Annotated in this window: 14 protein-coding genes; 7 read left to right on the forward strand and 7 right to left on the reverse strand. The window is 73.1% G+C overall.

The features are described from left to right. Positions 1–123 precede the first annotated feature (123 nt). Complete coding sequence (locus ACZ7EC_RS19390; protein WP_471064030.1) at positions 124–2,712, forward strand: bifunctional FO biosynthesis protein CofGH; 2,589 nt, start codon at positions 124–126, stop codon at positions 2,710–2,712. An 89-nt stretch (positions 2,713–2,801) separates the two neighbouring features. Next, positions 2,802–3,365, forward strand: coding sequence for a L,D-transpeptidase (locus tag ACZ7EC_RS19395; protein WP_471064031.1), 564 nt, complete (start codon positions 2,802–2,804; stop codon positions 3,363–3,365). On the opposite strand, the gene ACZ7EC_RS19400 is transcribed toward ACZ7EC_RS19395, so the two are convergent. Beyond that, the gene (locus ACZ7EC_RS19400) at positions 3,358–3,888 is read right to left on the reverse strand and encodes a DUF2165 domain-containing protein (RefSeq protein WP_471064033.1); all 531 of its coding nucleotides are present in this window, start codon (positions 3,886–3,888) and stop codon (positions 3,358–3,360) included. The genes ACZ7EC_RS19395 and ACZ7EC_RS19400 overlap by 8 nt on opposite strands. A gap of 91 nt (positions 3,889–3,979) precedes the next feature. Here ACZ7EC_RS19400 and ACZ7EC_RS19405 point away from each other — a divergent pair, with 91 nt between their 5' ends. Continuing rightward, positions 3,980–7,297, forward strand: coding sequence for a tetratricopeptide repeat protein (locus ACZ7EC_RS19405; RefSeq protein WP_471064035.1), 3,318 nt, complete (start codon positions 3,980–3,982; stop codon positions 7,295–7,297). Here the strand turns inward: ACZ7EC_RS19405 and ACZ7EC_RS19410 are convergent. Then, the gene (locus tag ACZ7EC_RS19410; RefSeq protein ID WP_471064037.1) at positions 7,285–7,473 is read right to left on the reverse strand and encodes a DUF397 domain-containing protein; all 189 of its coding nucleotides are present in this window, start codon (positions 7,471–7,473) and stop codon (positions 7,285–7,287) included. The genes ACZ7EC_RS19405 and ACZ7EC_RS19410 overlap by 13 nt on opposite strands. Before the next feature lie 233 nt (positions 7,474–7,706). On the opposite strand from ACZ7EC_RS19410, the gene ACZ7EC_RS19415 reads away from it, so the two are divergent. Beyond that, entirely contained in the window at positions 7,707–8,819 is a 1,113-nt protein-coding gene (locus tag ACZ7EC_RS19415) for an ADP-ribosylglycohydrolase family protein (protein WP_471064039.1), read from the forward strand. Positions 8,820–8,839: 20 nt separating this feature from the next. Here ACZ7EC_RS19415 and ACZ7EC_RS19420 read toward each other — a convergent pair whose 3' ends face one another. Continuing rightward, positions 8,840–10,798 (reverse strand): MFS transporter, encoded by a 1,959-nt coding sequence (locus ACZ7EC_RS19420; RefSeq protein WP_471064041.1) that lies wholly within the window; start codon positions 10,796–10,798, stop codon positions 8,840–8,842. A 197-nt stretch (positions 10,799–10,995) separates the two neighbouring features. Further along, the gene (locus ACZ7EC_RS19425) at positions 10,996–13,599 is read right to left on the reverse strand and encodes a D-alanyl-D-alanine carboxypeptidase (RefSeq protein WP_471064042.1); all 2,604 of its coding nucleotides are present in this window, start codon (positions 13,597–13,599) and stop codon (positions 10,996–10,998) included. A 384-nt stretch (positions 13,600–13,983) separates the two neighbouring features. On the opposite strand from ACZ7EC_RS19425, the gene ACZ7EC_RS19430 reads away from it, so the two are divergent. The 3 genes from ACZ7EC_RS19430 to ACZ7EC_RS19440 all read left to right on the forward strand — a co-directional run bounded on the left by ACZ7EC_RS19430 (position 13,984) and on the right by ACZ7EC_RS19440 (position 16,251). After that, positions 13,984–14,739, forward strand: coding sequence for a GOLPH3/VPS74 family protein (locus ACZ7EC_RS19430; RefSeq protein WP_471064044.1), 756 nt, complete (start codon positions 13,984–13,986; stop codon positions 14,737–14,739). A gap of 275 nt (positions 14,740–15,014) precedes the next feature. After that, positions 15,015–15,872: a helix-turn-helix domain-containing protein gene (locus ACZ7EC_RS19435; RefSeq protein ID WP_471064046.1), complete on the forward strand. Its 858-nt coding sequence runs from the start codon at positions 15,015–15,017 to the stop codon at positions 15,870–15,872. A 187-nt stretch (positions 15,873–16,059) separates the two neighbouring features. Then, on the forward strand, positions 16,060–16,251 hold the full coding sequence (locus ACZ7EC_RS19440) for a DUF397 domain-containing protein (protein ID WP_471064048.1): 192 nt from the start codon (positions 16,060–16,062) through the stop codon (positions 16,249–16,251). Positions 16,252–16,455: 204 nt separating this feature from the next. On the opposite strand, the gene ACZ7EC_RS19445 is transcribed toward ACZ7EC_RS19440, so the two are convergent. The 3 genes from ACZ7EC_RS19445 to ACZ7EC_RS19455 all read right to left on the reverse strand — a co-directional run bounded on the left by ACZ7EC_RS19445 (position 16,456) and on the right by ACZ7EC_RS19455 (position 18,969). Next, the gene (locus ACZ7EC_RS19445; protein WP_471064051.1) at positions 16,456–17,319 is read right to left on the reverse strand and encodes a MerR family transcriptional regulator; all 864 of its coding nucleotides are present in this window, start codon (positions 17,317–17,319) and stop codon (positions 16,456–16,458) included. 77 nt (positions 17,320–17,396) lie between these two features. After that, a complete protein-coding gene (locus tag ACZ7EC_RS19450; RefSeq protein ID WP_471064053.1) occupies positions 17,397–17,885 on the reverse strand; it encodes a glutathione peroxidase in 489 nt (162 codons plus the stop codon). A 34-nt stretch (positions 17,886–17,919) separates the two neighbouring features. Beyond that, positions 17,920–18,969, reverse strand: coding sequence for an ArsR/SmtB family transcription factor (locus ACZ7EC_RS19455; RefSeq protein ID WP_471064055.1), 1,050 nt, complete (start codon positions 18,967–18,969; stop codon positions 17,920–17,922). Position 18,970 lies beyond the last annotated feature (1 nt).

Genomic DNA, 18,970 nt, shown 5'->3' on the forward strand with positions numbered 1-18,970 from the left:
GGACGTGAACTCCCCCGGACCAGAAGGAGACCAGGGCCGGAGCAACAGGGGGAGGCCCCCGCCCGCGCGCAGCCGTCCCTCGTCCCCCACCCGTCCTGATCACCTCGTACGTATCGTGGAACCATGACGACTCCCGCGACCCCCGGACCCGGCCGCCCCACCGAGAACTCCATGCGTCGCGCCCTCAAACGCGCCCGTGACGGCGTCGCCCTCGACGTCGCCGAGGCCGCGGTACTGCTCCAGGCGCGCGGCGAGGACCTGACCGCCCTCGCCGCCTCCGCCGCCCGTGTGCGCGACGCGGGCCTGGAACAGGCGGGCCGCCCCGGCGTCATCACCTACTCCAAGAGCGTCTTCATCCCGCTGACCCGGCTGTGCCGGGACAAGTGCCACTACTGCACCTTCGTCACCGTCCCCGGCAAGCTCCGCCGGGCCGGCCACGGCATGTTCATGTCCCCGGACGAGGTGCTCGACATCGCCCGCAAGGGCGCCGCGCTCGGCTGCAAGGAAGCCCTGATCACCCTCGGCGACAAGCCCGAGGACCGCTGGCCCGAGGCCCGCGAATGGCTCGACGCGCACGGCTACGACGACACCATCGCCTACGTCCGCGCCATCTCCATCCGCATCCTGGAGGAGACCGGACTGCTGCCCCACCTCAATCCGGGCGTCATGAGCTGGACCGACTTCCAGCGCCTGAAGCCGGTCGCGCCGAGCATGGGCATGATGCTGGAGACCACCGCCACCCGCCTGTGGTCCGAGCCCGGCGGCCCGCACCACGGCTCCCCGGACAAGGAACCGGCCGTACGGCTGCGGGTCCTGGAGGACGCCGGCCGCTCCTCCGTCCCCTTCACCTCCGGGCTGCTGATCGGCATCGGCGAGACGTACGAGGAGCGCGCCGAGTCGCTGTTCGCGCTGCGCAAGGTCTCCCGCGCCTACCACGGCATCCAGGAACTGATCATCCAGAACTTCCGGGCCAAGCCGGACACCGCGATGCGCGGCATGCCGGACGCCGAACTGGACGAACTGGTCGCCACCATCGCCGTCGCCCGGCACATCATGGGCCCCGCCGCCTGCCTCCAGGCCCCGCCGAACCTGGTGGACGCCGAGTACGAGCGGCTGATCGGCGCCGGCATCGACGACTGGGGCGGGGTGTCGCCCCTGACCATCGACCACGTCAACCCCGAACGCCCCTGGCCGCAGATCGAGGAGCTGGCCGAGCGCTCCCGCACCGCCGGCTTCGAACTGCGCGAGCGCCTCTGCGTCTACCCGGAGTTCGTGCGCCGCGGCGAGCCCTGGCTGGATCCCCGGTTGCGCCCGCACGTCGCCGCCCTCGCCGACCCGGAGACCGGCCTCGCCCGCCCCGGCGCGCTCCCCGCCGGCCTGCCCTGGCAGGAGCCCGAGGACACCTTCACCCCCACCGGCCGCACCGATCTGCACCGCACCATCGACACCGAGGGCCGTACGGCCGACCGCCGCGACGACTACGACGAGGTGTACGGCGACTGGGACGCGCTGCGCGAGGCGGCCGCCCCCGGCATGGCGCCGCAGCGCATCGACACCGACGTGCGCGAGGCCCTGCGCACGGCCGCCGACGACCCCACCCGGCTGACCGACGCCGAGGCCCTGGCCCTCCTGCACGCGGACGGCCCGGCGCTGGACGCGCTGTGCCGGATCGCCGACGACGTGCGCGCGTCGGTGGTCGGCGACGACGTGACGTACATCGTCACCCGCAACATCAACTTCACCAATGTCTGCTACACCGGCTGCCGCTTCTGCGCCTTCGCCCAGCGCCGCACCGACGCCGACGCCTACACCCTCTCCCTCGCCCAGGTCGCCGACCGCGCGCAGCAGGCGTGGGACGTCGGCGCGGTCGAGGTGTGCATGCAGGGCGGCATCCACCCCGACCTGCCCGGCACGGCGTACTTCGACATCGCGAAGGCGGTCAAGGAGCGCGTCCCCGGCATGCATGTGCACGCCTTCTCCCCGATGGAGGTGGTGAACGGCGCCACCCGCACCGGCATGTCCATCCGCGAATGGCTGACGGCCGCGAAGGAGGCGGGCCTCGACACCATCCCCGGCACGGCGGCGGAGATCCTGGACGACGAGGTCCGCTGGATCCTCACCAAGGGCAAGCTGCCCACGGCCACCTGGATCGAGGTCGTGAAGACGGCCCACGAGCTGGGCATCCGCTCCTCCTCCACGATGATGTACGGCCATGTCGACCAGCCCCGCCACTGGCTGGGCCATCTGCGCACGCTGGCCGGGATCCAGCGGGAGACCGGCGGCTTCACCGAGTTCGTCACCCTGCCCTTCATCCACACCAACGCGCCGGTCTACCTCGCCGGCATCGCCCGCCCCGGCCCGACCACCCGCGACAACCGCGCGGTGACGGCCATGGCCCGGCTCCTCCTCCACCCCTGGATCCCCAACATCCAGACGAGCTGGGTCAAGCTCGGCACGGAGGGCGCGGCGGAGATGCTCCGCTCCGGCGCGAACGACCTGGGCGGCACGCTGATGGAGGAGACGATCTCCCGGATGGCGGGCTCGTCGTACGGCTCGTACAAGTCCGTCCGCGACCTGGTGGCCGTCGCGGAGGCGGCCGGCCGCCCGGCGAAACCCCGCACGACGCTCTACGGAGAGGTCCCGCAGGAGCGGCGGCAGGCGGCCGCCGCCTCCGACGGCCACCTCCCCGAACTGCTCCCGGTGCTCGACTGAGCTCCCGGTACGTGGTGCGGGGGCGACTGAGTACGATGATCCGACCCCCGGACCGTGCGGGGGACCCATAGCGGAGGAGATGCGTACCCGTGGCTGCCCGACTGCCCTCCTGGGCCTGGGTCTCCGGCCTGACGGTGGGGGCGACCGTGGCCGTCGTCGCCCTCGCCGTGCAGGCGGACCACGGGCCGCATCCCACCGCCGCGAGCGTGAAGCCGGGCATATCGGCGTCGGCGGGCACCCATGGCCCGGCCAAGCCGAAGCCGCCGGCGGCGCCCGCGCTGCCGGCGGACTCGGGGGACGGCCGCCGGATCGTGTACTCGCTCGGGGCGAAGCGGCTGTGGCTGGTCGACGCGACCGGCAAGGAGATCAGGACGTTCGAGGTGTGGCCGGGCACGGTGACCCTGCCGCCCGGCCGCTACTCGATCATCAAGCGCACCCAGTCCATCACCGGCTCGGACGGCGTTCCGATCGAGCACATCATGTACGTCGCCATGGTCGACGGCGTGAACATCGCCTTCTCCAACGCCCTGGACGGCGCCTCGCCGCCCCCGGCTCAGGGCAAGAAACTGGGCGGCATCCGCATGCGCAAGCAGGACGGCGCCGCCCTGTGGGCCTTCGGTGATCAGGGCACGAGAGTGGTCGTGGTCAAGTAGTAGTGGGGGACCGCGGGGTCTCCTCGGCGCTGCCGGGCAGGTGGTTGACGACCAGCGCCACCCCGGCGAGCAGGAAGACGCGGGTCGCGGAGTCCTCCCCGTTCCACGCCTTCGCCTGCCACATCGCGAACCACTCGCCGCCGATCGCGATGAATCCGGCGCCGAACAGCAGCAGGAGCATCAGCAGCCCGTAGGTGGAAACGCGCCGCGCGAACGCGTCGTCGCGCCGCGCCGCCCACAGGTACGTGCCCCAGATCAGTACCAGCGCGGCCACCGTCTCCCACGCGATGATCAGGACGTAGGCGGTGTCCTGGAGGGCGGTGCTGGTGATCGCCCGCCACATCAGATCGTGGTCCTTGAAGGTGCTGTCCATCGCCAGTACATGCCGCACGAACTGCTGGTTCGTGCCGAAGTCCGTGATGTTGCCGAACGCGACGAGGGCGATGTACAGCGCGAGTATCCCGGTGAGCACACCGGCGGCCAGTCTGTGACTGGAGTGACGCCTGGGGTCGGTGGTGGTCATGGCTGAATTCTCCCCTGCCGTCAGACCCGTTGGCGCGTGCCCATTGCGCCATCATGGAGAAGGACTTCGGGGGGAAGGGCGGGCAGCGGGGATGGTGCGGGCACGGCCGTCGATGCAGGAGCTGATCGGACGGCGCAGACGGGCGGGCTTCATCGGCCGCGGCAGCGAACGGGCCGCGTTCCGCGAGAACCTCGACCTGCCGCCCGAGGACGAACGCCACCGCTTCCTCTTCCACATCCACGGCAACGCGGGCGTCGGAAAGACTTTCCTGGTCAGGGAGTTGGAGCAGACCGCGCGGGAACGCGGCGCGCTGACCGCCTGCGTGGACGAGGCCGTGGGCAGCGTCCCCGAAGCCCTGTCCGCACTGAGCCGCGAATTCGCCCGCCAGGACGTGGAGTTCAAGCGGCTCGACCGCGCGCTGACGTCGTACCGCGAACGCCGCCACGAGGCGCAGGCGGTGGCCGCCGCGCTGGACTCGGCGACCCCCGACGGCCCCTCCCCGGTGACGGCCACGGTGGTGCGGGCGGGGCTCGTGGGCCTGGGCCTGATACCGGGCGCGGGGCCCTTCGTGGGGGCGGTCGACTCGACCCAAGTGGCCCAGGCGGTCGATCGGTTGAGGCAGGGCCTGAGCGCGCGGTTCGGCAGTCAGGACGACGTCCAGCTGGTGCTGTCCCCGGAGCAGGCCCTGACGCCCAAGCTGCTGGAGGACCTGGAGTCCGCCGCGTCCGCGGTCCCCTGGATCGTGCTGTTCTTCGACACGTACGAACGGACGGGCCCCTTCCTCGGCAACTGGCTGCACGACCTGATGACCACCGACCGGTACGGCTGTCTGCCCGCCAACGTCATCGTGGTCACGGCGGGCCAGCAGCCGTTCGACCGGGCCCGCTGGGGCGGCTTCGCGGACTTCATGACGGACATCCCGCTGGGTCCCTTCACCGAGGCGGAGACACGGGGGCTGCTGGCGGACCGCGGCGTGGTGGCCGAGCCGGTGGTGGCGGAGGTGCTGCGGCTGACCGGCGGACTCCCGCTGCTGGTCTCGACGTTGGCGGAACAGCGGCCCGCCCACCTGGAGGACATCGGGGATCCGAGCGCGACGGCCGTCGAGCGGTTCCTGAAGTGGGAGCAGGACCCGGCGCGCCGGGCGGTGGCACTGGCGTGCGCGCTGCCGAGGAGCCTGGACCTGGACGTGTTCCGGGCGGCCGTGGACGACCCGGCGGCGGCGGACCTCTTCGGCTGGCTGAGCCGCCTGCCCTTCGTGGACGACCGCCGCGGCCGGCTGCGCTACCACGACCTGGTGCGGGAGACGATGCTGCGCCTGCTGCGCGGGCGCTCCCCGCAGGAGTGGCGCCGGCGCCACGAGGCACTGGCGGCGGTGTACGGCGACTGGTGCGAGACGGCGATCGAGGGCCTCCACCCCAGGGAGGTGTGGACCCGGAAACGCTGGCGCGAGCTGCGGCTGGAGCAGACGTACCACCTCCTGTGCGCCCGGCCGCACGCGGGACTTGCCGACGCGCTCAGGCACGTGGCGGAGACCTGTCTGGCGGAGGAGGCGGAGAGCCGCCACTGGGCCCGCATGCTGGAGGAGGCGGGGACGGCGGCGGACGACACGGAGCTGCGGGAGTGGGGGCGGCGGCTGCGGCAGGCCCTCGCGGACGACGAGCGGGGCACGCGGGCCGCCGTCGACCTGCTGCTGGCCCGCCCCGGTCTGGACACCCTCGGCCGCGCCGTGGCGCACGGGGTGCGCGCGACCCAGCTGACGGTCGACGGCGAGTACCGGCGGGCGCTGGCCGAGCACGACCAGTGCATGGCCCTCGCCGAACACCTGTCCGCGCCCGCTCCGGCCTGGTCCGGTCTGTACGTCGCCCGTGCCCGCGTCCACCGGCTGCTGGCGGACTACCCGGCCGCGCTCGCGGACCTGGACCGGGCGGACGCCCTGTCCCCCGACGACGCGTCGACTCTCCAGGCGCGCGGGGAGATCCGCCGGATGGCCGGCCGGCCACAGGAGGCCCTCGCCGACCTGGACCGCGCCGTCGCCCTGAACCCCGGCGACATCCTCGCCCGCGCGTCGAGAGCGGTCTGCCGGTACGAGCTGGGGCGTGCGGACGAGGCACTCGTCGACATCGAATACGTCCTCGCCCGTCAAGAGGACAGCGCCTGGGCCCTGTCGCAGCGGGCACGGATACACGCCGACCGGGAGGAGTGGGACCAGGCGCTCACGGACCTGGACCGGATCGCGTCCCGCGCGCCACGGGACGCGTGGCCGGCGGCGGAGCGCGGCGACGTCTACCGGCGGGCGGGCCGGTACGAGGACGCCGTCCGCGAGCTGAGCCGTGCGGTGGAGCTGAGTCCGGACTACGCCTGGCCCCTGGTGAGCCGTGGTGTGGCCTACCACCGACTGGGCCGGTACGAGGAGGCACTCGTCGATCTCGACCGCGCCGTGGAGCTGGCACCCGACGACGTCTGGCCGCTGATGCACCGGGCCCGGTGCTTGCTCGAACTCGGGCGCGCGGAGGAGGCGCTGCCAGGACTGCGGCTCGCCGTGGAGGCGGAACCGGAAGAGCCGTCGATCCGGGTGGCGCTGGGCTCGGCCTGCTGGCTGACCGGGCGGTACGACGAGGCCGCGCCGCATCTGCGCCGGGCGCTGGAGCCGTGTCCCGGCGACCCTTCGGCGCTGGCGCTCCTCGGAGCCATCCACAGCGCCCGGCAGGAGTACCCGCAAGCCTTCGAGCACCTGGACCGGGCGATCGCCGCCGACCCCGAATACGGCTGGGCGCTGAGCGAGCGCGCCCGCGCCGCCCTGGCGGTCGGCCGCACCGGGCAAGCCCTGGCCGACCTGGACCGATGCCTCGCGCTGGACGCGTCGGCCGACTGGGCCCGCATCCAGGCCATCGAGCTGCTGATGCGCTGCGACCGCTGGCGGGAGGCGTGCGAACGGCTCGCCGAGGCCGAGTACTCGGGCATCTCCGGGTTGGGGGCGCTGCGCGCGAACGTGTACCGGCACACGCGTCAGTGGGCGGTGGCCAGAGCGGAGGCCGAGCGCATCCGCCCGCGCAATCCGTTCGCGGGCGTGCTCTACCTCGCCCTGGCCGTCGGCGGCTCCGACGGCCACGAAGCGGCCCGCCCCTGGTGGCAGGAGCTACTGCGCCTGCTGCCGGAGACCGAATCGCACGGCCTGACCGGCGACTTCGCCCGCTGCGTGGCGGCCTGCGCCCTCGGCGACTGGCCCACCGCCGACGCGGCACTGGCCCGCGTCCTGAGCGCCGACGCGGGCTGGGACGCCCTCTCCTGGCCGGCCACGCTCCTCGCCGAACTCCTGCCCACCCCCGGAGCCGACCGCCTCCGTCTGGTACCCCGCCTCGCGGCAGTCGAGTCGGCTCGGGACGCGATCCAGTCGCGCTACGCGGAGTGAGCCGCGAACGCCACGAACTCCGTCCAGCTGGACTCGCGGACGGTGAGCCGGGCGCGGTCCTTGTCCTTGGAGTCACGGACGTGGACGGTGGCGGGGGCGACGGCCACCTCGACGCAGTCGGGGCCTTCGTTGCTGCTGTAGCTGCTCTTGAACCAGATCAACGCGCGGATGGTCACGTCTCTTCTCCCAGCACTTTTCCATCCCGGAGTTTCAGGCTGGGGAGAGACCGCATGCCGGATGGCCGGATCGGAGGAAATCACCTTCGGGAACTCATCCTGGACGGTGTCGAAACGGTCAGCGGTGGGCGTGAACGAGCCGTGAGGGTCGCCCTCGTCCACCGGGGGCCGCTCGCACGGTCGATTAGAGTGCGGACCGTCGTGCGGGCGGACGGTGCCTGAGGAGGGTCTGGGTGGCGACGACGACCGGTGCCGTCTGGGGCCGTGCCGAGCAGCAGGACTTTCGCAGCAGGGTGCGCGGCACCCTGCTGGGCGGCGCCCTGGGCGACGCGCTCGGCGGGCCCGCCGACACCCTCACGCTGGAGGAGATCCGCGCGGCCCACGGCCCCGAGGGGCTGCTCGACCTCGCCGCCGGGCACGGGCGGCGCGGCGCCATCACCCACCACACCCAGCTCACCCTGTTCAGCGTGGACGGGCTGATCCGCGCGCAGGTGCGCCGCGACACCGGCGCCTGGCATCCGCCGACCGACCTGCACCGGGCGTATCTGCGCTGGGCCGCCACCCAGCGGGACTGGGGGCCGGACGAACGGCGCGCGGAGGACGGCTGGCTCGCCCGCCAGGAGTGGCTGTACGCGCGCCGCGCGCCGAGCCGGGCGCTGCTCATCGGCTTCGGCGACGCGCACATGGGCACGCTGGACAAGCCCAAGAACCCGGCCGAACGGGGGCCGGAGGCGGTCGCCCGCTCGGCGCCCTTCGGGCTGCTGGTCGGCTGGGAGCCGCAGCTCGTCGTCCAGCTCGCGGTGGAGTGCGCGGCGCAGACCCACGGCCACCCGGTCGGATACCTCTCGGCGGGCGCGTACGCCGTGATCGTGCACGGACTCGCCCGCGGCGAGAGCCTGGACGGCGCCGTACAGCAGGCCCTCGCCCTGCTCGCCGTCCGCCCCGGCCACCAGCCGGTCTCCGACGCCCTCCAGCACGCGCTCGGCGCCGTACGGCAGGGCATGCCGAACCCCGCGCGGGTGGAGGAACTGACCGGCGACGGCACGGCCGACGGGCTGCTCGCGGCGGCCGTCTACTGCGCCCTGGTCGGCGAGGACGTACGGCACGGCCTGTGCCTCGCCGTCAACCAGAGCGGCCCCTCCGCCGCCGCCGGCGCCCTCACCGGCGCCCTGCTGGGCGCCCTGCACGGCGAGACCGCCCTCCCCCCGGCCTGGATCGCCGAACTGGAGGGCCGCCCCACCATCCTCGAACTGGCCGACGACTTCGCCATGGAGATGACCCAGGGCCCCGCACTGCACGGCCCGACCGGCTCGGCACCGGGCTGGCTGGCGCGGTATCCGAGGTAGCCGGCGCCCGAGGCAGGCCCCTACTTCAGGGCGTCGGGGCACGGTGTGCCCCGTGGGAGTTGGTAGGGCGCTGCCAGGCGGTACGTGCCCGCGCGGGGGGCGATCAGCATCGTCCACCGGTCGCCGTTCGCGTCCTGCGGGGTCTCCATCAGGCACCCGTTGACGTTGCGGTACTTCTGCTCCGTGCCCGGCGCCGAGGGGAGCGGCTGCGGCGCCTTCAGGCTCTTGCCGTGGGCGTCGACCACGCTGAGCCAGGGGGAGTAGGGGATCCGGATCAGGATGCGGCCGGCCTTGCGCACGTCCAGGGTCATCTCGCCCTGCTCGGCACGGTCCACCCGCGCGTTCGGCTCGGCCAGCGGGGTCGGGTCGGTCACCCGGAACAACTGCCAGTTGGCGTCGCCCCAGATCTGCGTCAGGTACGGCATCCCGCGCCGCAGCAGCTGCCGCTCGCGCTCGCCGCCGTCCCCGTCCGGGTTGTCCTTGGGCAGCACCACGAAGTGCACGGCCCAGCGCTGGAGCCACTCGTGGTAGTTCGCCGAGTTGAGCGTGTCGTCGTAGAACAGCGGGTTGCGTTCCATGTCGGCCTGACGGTTCCAGCCGCGCGCCAGGTTGACGTACGGCGCGAGCGCGGACGCCTCCCGGTGCGAACGCGCCGGTACGACCTCCACGCGCCCCCGCTCCGCGCCGACCTTCTGCAACTGGTTGACCAGCGGCGCCAGCTCGTGCGCCCAGGACGCGGCCGGGGTGGTGTGCACGATGTCGTCCACCGACTTGTAGCCGATCCACCCGACGAACCCCAGGAACGCCACCACGGTCGCGTACCACTTGCGCGACTTCGGGACCGTGAACGGCAGCGCCGCGATCAGCGTCGCGCCCGCGAACAGCATCGGCAGTCGCGAGATGTTCGAGCCGATCTGCGAGCTGACCACCCACACCGCCACGACCATGACGCTGTAGACGGCCGCCGTCAGCCGGACCGTGATCCACCGCTTCGGCACCAGGAACAGGCAGAGCAGCCCGTACAGCAGCGGCAGGCTCACCGAGCCGAGCGTCATCGGCTGGGTGCCGGAGAAGGGGAAGAGGAAGTACGACGCGGCCACCACCGCCGCCGGTGCCAGCCCGAGCGCCCACGCGCCCGGCCGGCGCTTCTGGAGGAACAGCGCGACCGCGACCAGGCCCACGAACAGCCCGGAGACCGGCGAGGCCATGGTGGAGAGCCCGGCCAGCGGGGCGGCCACCGCCGCCTTCGCCCAGCGTTTGTGCCGCCAGCGGTACGGCCAGCAGAACACCGCCGCCACCGCGCCGAGCGCGATCATCGTGCCGAGCCCGAAGGTCACCCGGCCCGACAGCGCGTTGCACAGCAGCGCGAAGACCCCGGCCATCGAGGCCCACAGGGGGTTCTTCACGGCCCGGCTGCGGATCAGGATCAGCGTCAGCAGGCCCGCCGAGACGGTCCCGGCGATCATCATCGTCGTACGGACGCCGAGGACGGCCATCAGATACGGCGACACCACGCTGTACGACACCGGGTGCATGCCCCCGTACCAGGCGAGGTTGTAGGCCGAGTCCGGGTGCCGGCCGACGAACTCCGCCCAGGCGTCCTGCGCCGCGAGATCGCCGCCGCTGTTCGCGAACGTGAAGAACCAGACGATGTGCAGCACACCGGCCAGCGCGGTGACCCACAGGACGGGGTGGCGCAGCATGCGGACGCGGAGCGGATCGAAGGGCGCGAGGAGGCGGGCGAGGCGGCCGCCGTCCTCGGGGGCGCGGGTGCCCGCACCCGGCGCATCCTCGGCTTCGTCCGTGCGACCGTCGTCCGTGCGACCGTCGTCCGTACGACCGTCGTCCGTACGACCGCTCGGACGGCGCGTACGACCCGCCACGCCGGTGTCCGCCTCAGGCGCGGACAGGCGTATTCGCGGGCCGTTTTCCGGGCCCGGTCCGGCGTCGTCGGCGCGTGTCGGCTCCGCAGTGGCCACCTGAAGGCACTCCCCGTGTCCCGTCTTCTGCTCCCGGCCGTTTCCTTCGGTGTTCCCGGCCGCTTTCCGTCCAGTTCGTGGCCGTGTCCCCTGGGAACCGGCGACCTGCCCCGATTCGTGACGCTAGCACGCACCCCGCCACGGGGCCCTCGGGTGGGGCGCCGTGACGGGGTGCGCGCGGGCGTGCGGGACGGGCGTCAGCCGATGCGGGTGAGCTTCGCGCCGAAGCCGGGCTTGGCCAGATCCTGCTGGAGGGCCACCGGGACCTTGACCCCGGCCGTGGTGCCGTCGCCGACCGTGAGGGTGCCGACACGGGTGCCGGCCTTCGCGGTGTGCGGGACGGCGTCGGAGGCGAAGGACAGCTTGACCTTCAGGCCCGACCAGCCGACCGCGGTGACGTCCTGGGTGACCACGATCGGGGTCTTGCCGCCGAGCTGGTCGTCCACGTAACCGACGACATCGCCCTTCTTCAGGATCTTCGCCGAGGTCAGCGCGTGCTCGGCGCCGAGCAGCGCGGTCTTGCTGACCTGGTTGACCGTGTCCAGGATCGACGGCTTGTGCTGGCCGAGGATCGCGCCGACGACGGTCACCGTCTGCCCGCCGACCTTCTTGCGGGCGGCGAACAGGAGGTTGCCGCCGGCCGCGGTGGTGGTGCCGGTCTTGATGCCGATCGCGCCGATCCAGTAGGGGAGCGAGTTGTAGTTCGGCCAGTTCTGGCCGGTGGGGTCGGTCCAGCTGGCGGCGCTGGTGATGGCGACCAGAGCGGGGATCTTCACCACCGCGCGGCCGAGCCTCACCTGGTCGTGCGCGGTGGAGACGGTGGTCTCCTTCAGGCCCGAGGGGTCGGTGTACGTCGTACCGGTCATCCCCAGCTGCTTGGCGGTGGCGTTCATCTTCTTCACGAACGCCGCCTCCGAGCCCGCGTCCCAGCGGGCCAGCAGCCGGGCGATGTTGTTGGCGGAGGGGATCATGACGGCCGACAGGGCCTGCTTCTCCGTGAGGGTGTCGCCGGCGTGGACGGTGTTGAGGGTGGACTCGCCGCTCTTGTTGTAGCCGCCCTCCTTCTCCGCCGTGGCGTCCACCTTGATCTTCTGGCCCTCCTGGCCCGGCTTCAGCGGGTGGTCGCGCAGGATGATGTACGCGGTCATCGTCTTGGCGACCGAGCCGATGGCGACGGGGGTCTGCTTGCCGAAGTTCCCCATCGTGCCGATGCCGTCGCCGTCCATCCAGCCCTGGCCCTCACCCGGCCACGGCAGGCTCACCGGACCGCCGCCGAAGGTGTAGCTGTCCTTCGCGGTCAGCGCGAGGGTGGGGGACGGGAGGGGGCGCAGGGTCTGTACGACCGCGAAGATGATCACCAGCAGGAGGACCAGCGGGGTCCAGATCTTGACCCGCCGCAGGGCCGTGCGGACCGGGGTCTCCGGGGGCGGAGGGGTGTTGGTCAGCTCGGCGAGGAGGTCGAGCGGGGGCTTCGGGGGCAGCGGCTGCTGGGTGGTGCGCTCGGGGCCGACCTGGGGGACGGCGGTGGTCTCCTCGGCGGGCGCCGGCTTGGGCTTGGACCGGACGTCGTCCTTGAGCGCGACGAACTTGCTGGTGCGCTCGGCGTCGGTCTCGTCCTGCTTGCCCTTGCCGACCTTGAGCATGGTGGTGGGCTGGTCGACCTTAGGGTCCTCGGAGCGTACGGCCTTGAAGACGGTGGTCGGCTGGTCGACGCCGTCGGCGTCCTTCCCGGCCTCGGTCTTCCCCGCCTCGGTCTTCCCGGTTTCGGACTCGGTCTTCGGCTTGGCGCCGGTCTTCGCGTCTGCGACGGCCGCGGTGCCGGCCGGGGTCTTCGGCTGAGCGTCTGCCTTCGTGCCCGCGCCCGCCTTCGCCGCCGCGTCGTCCGCCAGGGCCTCCGCCTCCGCCCCGGCGGTCTCGGCGTCGGCCTTGGCGCGGGCGGCCGCGGCGGCGGTGTCGTCCGCCGGGTCCTTCTCGTCGGCGTCGGTGTCCGCGTCGGCCTTCGAGGCCTCCGTCTGGGCACCGGCCTTCGCCTGGGCACCGGTCTTCGCCCCGGCGGCCTCGGCATCGGCCTTGGCGCGGGCGGCCGCGGCGGCGGTGTCGTCCGCCGGGTCCTTCTCGTCGGCGTCGGTGTCCGCGTCGGCCTTCGAGGCCTCCGCCTGCGCACCGGTCTTCACCCCGGCCCCGGTCTTCGCCCCGGCCCCGGTCTTCGCCCCGGCCGCCTCGGCGTCGGCCTTCGAAGCCTCCGCCCGGGCACCGGCCTTCGCCTGCGCACCGGTCTTCCCGGTGTCGGCCTTCCCGTCGGTGCCGTCGTCCGCGGCGGCGTCCGGCTCAGAGCCCCCGGCCGCGTCCGCCGTCGTCTTGGCTCCCGCCGGAGTCTTCGCGGGCGCGCTGCCGGCCGCCGGGGACTTGCGCTCGCCCCCGGTCTCCGTGTCGCCCGCCGAGTCCTTCGCTCCGGCACCGGACACGGAGCCGCTGTCGCCGGCGTCCGCCGCCTCCGCCTCGGCGCTGTCGACCTTCGGCCCCGAACCGCCCTCCGCGCCCGAACCCGCGCCCGCCTGCGCGCCGTTGCCGTCGGCGGTCGCCTCCGCGTCCGCACCGTCGCCTATCGCCGCACCCGCCGCGTCCGCGTCGTCCCCGGCGTCCGTACCGGCCCCGGCGCCCGTCTCCGCCGTAGCCCCCGAACCCTCAGCGTCCTTCGCGGGCGCGTCCGTTGACGCCTCCGGGGCGTCCGCGTCTCGTACCCACGCCGAGACCGCGTTGCGCAGGTCGGTGTCCTCCTCGACCGCGGGGGTCCGGAACACCTTCGTCGCGGTGTCCGTGCCGCCGTTCGAGGAATCCTTACGCCCGGCATCATCACCGGCGCCGGACCCCGTCCCCCGGCTCACCGCCACGCGGGGATCGGGGGCCTCGGGAACCGAATCCGCGTTCCCCGACGTCGCTCCTGCCGACGACTCGCGCTGCTTCGACCTGTCGGGGGACTCGCCCGCCACCGATGCCTCCTCATACCCCGCACGCCTGTGCGCGCGCCCTGTCCGAACCATGTACCAGTGTCCTGTGTGAGGGCTTGGCCCCTGCGGTAGACGAGAACGACATACCTGCCGGTTCCCTCACGAACCGGTCACGCGCCCTCGACAGACCAATGTGAGAGGGGTCACCCTGTCATTCATCCACGCGGGGAGGCATGGATGGGCAGGAGCCGCAGAACACTTCCGGAGGAGCTTCTGCTGCTGGCACTGGACCCGGCCACGGGTACCACTGCGCAGCCGCAGTCGCTCGACCTCGGTCTGGCCGGTGCACAGCTAGTGGAGCTGGCGCTGGCCGGACGGATAGCCCCAGACGGGGATCGTATCGCCGTGGTGGTGCCACGGCCGACAGGAGATCCGACTCTGGACTGCGCGTTGGAGTTGCTGCGAAGGCGTGGCGCTCCGGTTCGCGCCGTCCACTGGATCGGCGGGCCCCGGCTGGGGCTGCGCCAGACCTACCTCTCGCATCTGGAGCGGTGCGGCATGGTCGCCGCGGTGCCGGGCCAGATGTGCGGAGTGCTGCCGACGACGCGCTACCAGGCGACGGAGACGGCCATCAGCCGGGAGATCCGCGGCCGGCTGGACTCCGCGATCCGCACCGGCGTCCCGCCGGACCCGCGGACCGCGGCGCTCGCCGCCCTGGCGCACGCCGTCGGGCTCGGCAAGCACCTGTATCCGGGCAACGAGGGCAGATCGTCCCGCTCCCGGCTGCGGGACCTGATCCGGCACGATCCGATGGGCGGGCTCGTCGCGCACGCCGTGATGGACGTGCAGAACGGCGCGGCAGCACAGCCGCGCCGCGGTCCGGCCGCCACGGGCCGCGCCGCGGCGCCGGGGCCCCGGCCCGTGGCCGAGCCCGCGCACGGGGTGCCGATGCAGCCGCGCCACGGGTCCATGGCCCGCGCCGTGGCCCACTGAACCACCACCGCGCCGCGACGACCGTCCCCACAGGCCCGGTTCGGGAGCCGCAGGCCGAGCGGGGTGGCGAGACCTCCGGGTCCCGCCACCCCGCTCGGCCGTCTCCGCGTTCGCGCCCCGCCCCGGCGCGGCCCGCGTGAACCGGCGTCCGCACAGCCACCTGTGCGTGCCGCATATCGAGCGTTTCCCAGCGCTGGCAAGTGCCTTGGTGGCAATCTGCTCAGCAGCAGATACGGAAAGTGTCAGTACAGGCAGCAGCCGGAGGTGCGCGTCCCGTGGCGTCCAATGTCAATCCCACCGTAAGGCGGCGCCGGCTGGGCCAGGAGCTTCGAAAACTCCGCGAGCAGCGGAACATGACGGCCGAAGAGGTCGCCGAGCGCCTGCTCGTGTCCCAGTCGAAGATCAGCCGTCTGGAGAACGGCCGCCGCAGCATCAGCCAGCGCGATGTGCGCGATCTGTGCGGCGTCTACGAGGTCGAGGACCAGCGGGTCGTGGACTCGCTGATGGAGATGGCCCGCGACTCCCGGCAGCAGGGGTGGTGGCACACCTTCGGGGACATCCCCTACAGCGTGTACATCGGCCTGGAGACCGACGCCCAGTCGCTGCGGGTCTACGAACCCCAGATCGTCACCGGCCTGCTCCAGACCCCGGCGTACGCGGAGGCGCTGGTGCGGGGCGCGCTGCCCGAGACCTCGGCCGCGGAGATCGAGAAGCGTGTGGGCGTGCGCATGCGCCGCCAGGACCGGATCACCAACGAGAAGGACCCGCTGCGGCTCTGGGTCGTCCTGGACGAGGCCGCGCTGCACCGGGTCGTCGGCAGTGAAAGCGTGATGCGCGAGCAGCTGGAGCATCTGCTCAAGCTGTCCGAGCTGCCCCATGTCACCGTGCAGGTCATGCCGTTCGAGGTGGGCGCGCATCCGGGGCTCAACGGCCAGTACGCGATCCTGGAGTTCGCGGACGCGGCCGACTCCAGCGTGGTCTACCTGGAGGGCGTCACCAGCGACCTGTACCTGGAGAAGGCCCAGGACGTGCAGAAGTACGCCGTGATGTACGAGCACCTGCGGGCCCAGTCGCTCAGCGTGGACGCGTCCAGGCAGCTGATCGACGAGACGGCGAAAAGGTACACGAAGTAGGACCGGGCGCTGCGAGCGCGTGATCCTACAGGGTGGGCGCGCTCCCGTGGAAGTCACATTGGAATATGCCATCCGGTCGAGTGAACGCCCGCTCCGGCGGCGGCAGTTGCCCGGTAGCGTCGATCACGCCAATCGGTCATCGGGTTGGCGTGATCCGCACTACCGCAACTCGCACACAGGAGTGGACATGGCACTGATTCAGGGCGCTTCGGAGACGTGGCTGAAGTCCTCCTACTCCGCGGGCAACGGCGCCTGCGTGGAGGTCAAGTCGCCCGCCACCGCCGAACTGGCCGTCCGTGACTCCAAGGTCGCCGAGGGCCCGATCCTGGCCTTCCCCGCCGACGCGTGGAACGCCTTCGTGGACTCGGTCAAGGCCTAAGGGCAGACGTAAGGGGGGCGTCCCGGCCCTCCTCCCGACGTACACAACCGCACACGCACCACCCAAGAGCCCTCTCGACCAGTCGCCGTCCTTGCCGAGGGGGCTCGGTCGTGCCCGGCGGCCCCGGCGGTGCGGCCGCGTCCCTCCGACACGGCCGCACCGCCTCACCGGCCCCGCACCACCGGCTCCGGCGGGCGCCGCCCCTCAGCGGTCCCGCACCGGGAACGCCACATCGCACACCGGGTCCTCGGGCCCCGCCGCCGCCCAGTCGGCGAAGTAGATCTCCCGGCAGGGCCCGGCCGGCTCCAGACCCTCCCGGCCCAGCCATTGCTCCACCGCCTCGAACGCGGCGAGGATCTGCGGATGCGCCACCTGCGCCCTGGTGATCCGGACGTACGCCAGCCGGGCCGCGGGCTCCACCCGCACCCCGGTCGCCCGGCCCCGCCCCTGCCGCCCGGCCCACGCCCGCGCCGCCGCCTCGTCGGCCACCGGCACACACGCCTCCGCGGGCCCGTCGCTCTCCATCGACACCTCGGCGTGGTAGACGACGAACGGCGCCGCCGCCACACCCCCGCACTCCTGCGCCGCCGCCTCCAGCCGGCCCAGCGAGGCGCCGATCCAGGCCGGCAGTTCGTCCGCCAGGGTGTGCCGCGACTCGGTGATCACCACCCGCTCCGGCACGTCCACCGTCTCGACCGCGTACTTCCCGTACATCTCGTCACTCCTCCCGGACAGCCGTCCACGGAGGTACTCGGCGAGGGTCCGCTGCCCGGCGATCCGGGCCTCGACGTCCGCCCAGTAGGCGCCCAGCAGCCGGGCCGCCTCCCCGTCCCCGGACCCGACCACCTCGGCGATCCGGGCCAGCGGCATGTCCAGCTGCCGCAGCAGGGCCACCAGACGGGCGCGTTCCACCTGAGCGGCCCGGTAGTAGCGGTAGCCGCTCGACTCGTCGACGTACGCCGGGGCGAGCAGGCCGAGGCGGTCGTACAGCCGCAGGGCCTTGGCGGACAGCCGGGCCCGCGCGGCGAACGCCCCGATGGTGAGCAGGTCCTCGTGCACCGATGTCATCCTCCGTCGCCGGGCGGTTCCTTCCCGCCCGGCGACAAGGACGCTCCGCCCTGCCCCAGGGGCAAGGTCAAGCGGGGTCAGCCGAGCTGCGCCTCGATCGCCGCGACGACCTCCGCGGACTCCGGCTCGGTCTTCGGCGAGAACCGGGCGACGACGCTGCCGTCCCGGCCGATCAGGAACTTCTCGAAGTTCCAGCGGATGTCGCCGCTGTGGCCCTCCGCGTCCGCGAAGTCCACCAGGCGCTCGTACAGGGGGTGCCGGTCCGCGCCGTTCACCTCCACCTTCTCGGTCAGCGGGAAGGTCACGCCGTACGTCGCCGAGCAGAACTCGGCGATCTCCTCGGCGCTGCCCGGCTCCTGGCCGAGGAACTGGTTGCAGGGCACGCCCAGCACGGTGAAGCCGCGCTCGGCGTAGCGCTCCTGGAGCTTCTCCAGGCCCGCGTACTGCGGGGTGAGGCCGCACTTGGAGGCCACGTTCACGATGAGGACGGCCTTGCCGGCGTACTGCGGCAGGTTCGCGGCGCCGCCGGTGAGGGCGCCGATCTCGGTGTTCAGCACAGTGGTCATGGGCGCGATGGTATGCGGCGGGCCGGGGCCGGTGTCAGGCACCGGGCCGCCGGGCGCCGTCGCCGGGCGCGCACCGCCGCGGGCCGGCCGCACGGCTCCCCGCCTCCCTCCGCGGCGCCGCCGCGGCCGCCTCCACCACCGCGTCCCCGGCCGCCGTCCGCTCGTACAGCACCGACCGCCCGGTCCTGCGCCCCGCCACCAGCCCCGCCTCCCGCAGCACCTTCAGATGCCGGCCGACCGAGCCCAGGCCCTGCCCCGTGACCGCCGTCAGCTGGCTCGTGGTCATGGGGGCGCCGAGGAGGGTCAGGACGCCCGCGCGGGCCGGCCCGAGCAGGGCCCCGAGGGCGGCAGGGGCCGGGCGGGCCCCCGCGTCGGCGAGGACACCCGCGCAGGGGTAGACCAGGGCGTACCGCTCCCCGTCGTCCCAGGACACCCAGCCGTGCCGCTGCGGGGTGACCGGCACGAAGATCATCTCGGCGCCGGAGATCTCGCGCGGCGGGTACGCGTGGAGGTTGACCTGGAGCCGGTTCTGCCCGAGCCACCGGGTGCGGCCGGGCCGCAGCGAGTCCAGCACGCTCACCCAGCCGCCCCGCCCGGCCTGCGCGGTCCGGGCCACCACATCCGCCTCCAGCACCCGCCGCTGCCGCCCCCAGTACGGCCGTACGGCCTCCCGCCACACCCACTCCAGGAGCACGGCCGCCCGCTCGGGCAGGTCGGCGCGGTCCAGCACGGCGGGCAGCGGCCCGGCGAGGGCGGTGCGCAGATGCGCGCGGGCGAGGCCCGGCGCGACGCGGCGGACCCGCTCGACCTCCGCGGCGAACTCCTCCCCGTCGCGGGGCGTCGGGGTGAGGAAGTCCGCGATCCACTCCCGCCCGAGGCCCGCGCGCACCAGCCGCTCCGTCACCGGGTCGGCGGCCAGCAGCGCCTGGTAGGCGGGCAGATGGTCGCGCAGCCACGCCCGCTCACCGGGATGCGCCGCCTCGCCCGCGTGCAGCAGCTTCAGCCGCGCGAAGGTCTCCGCGAGCGGTGAGATCACGAACCGGCTGCGCGCGAGCGTGTCCGCGTTGAGCTCCCACCAGCCCACC

The sequence above is a fragment of the Streptomyces sp. NPDC037203 genome (genome assembly GCF_055605065.1).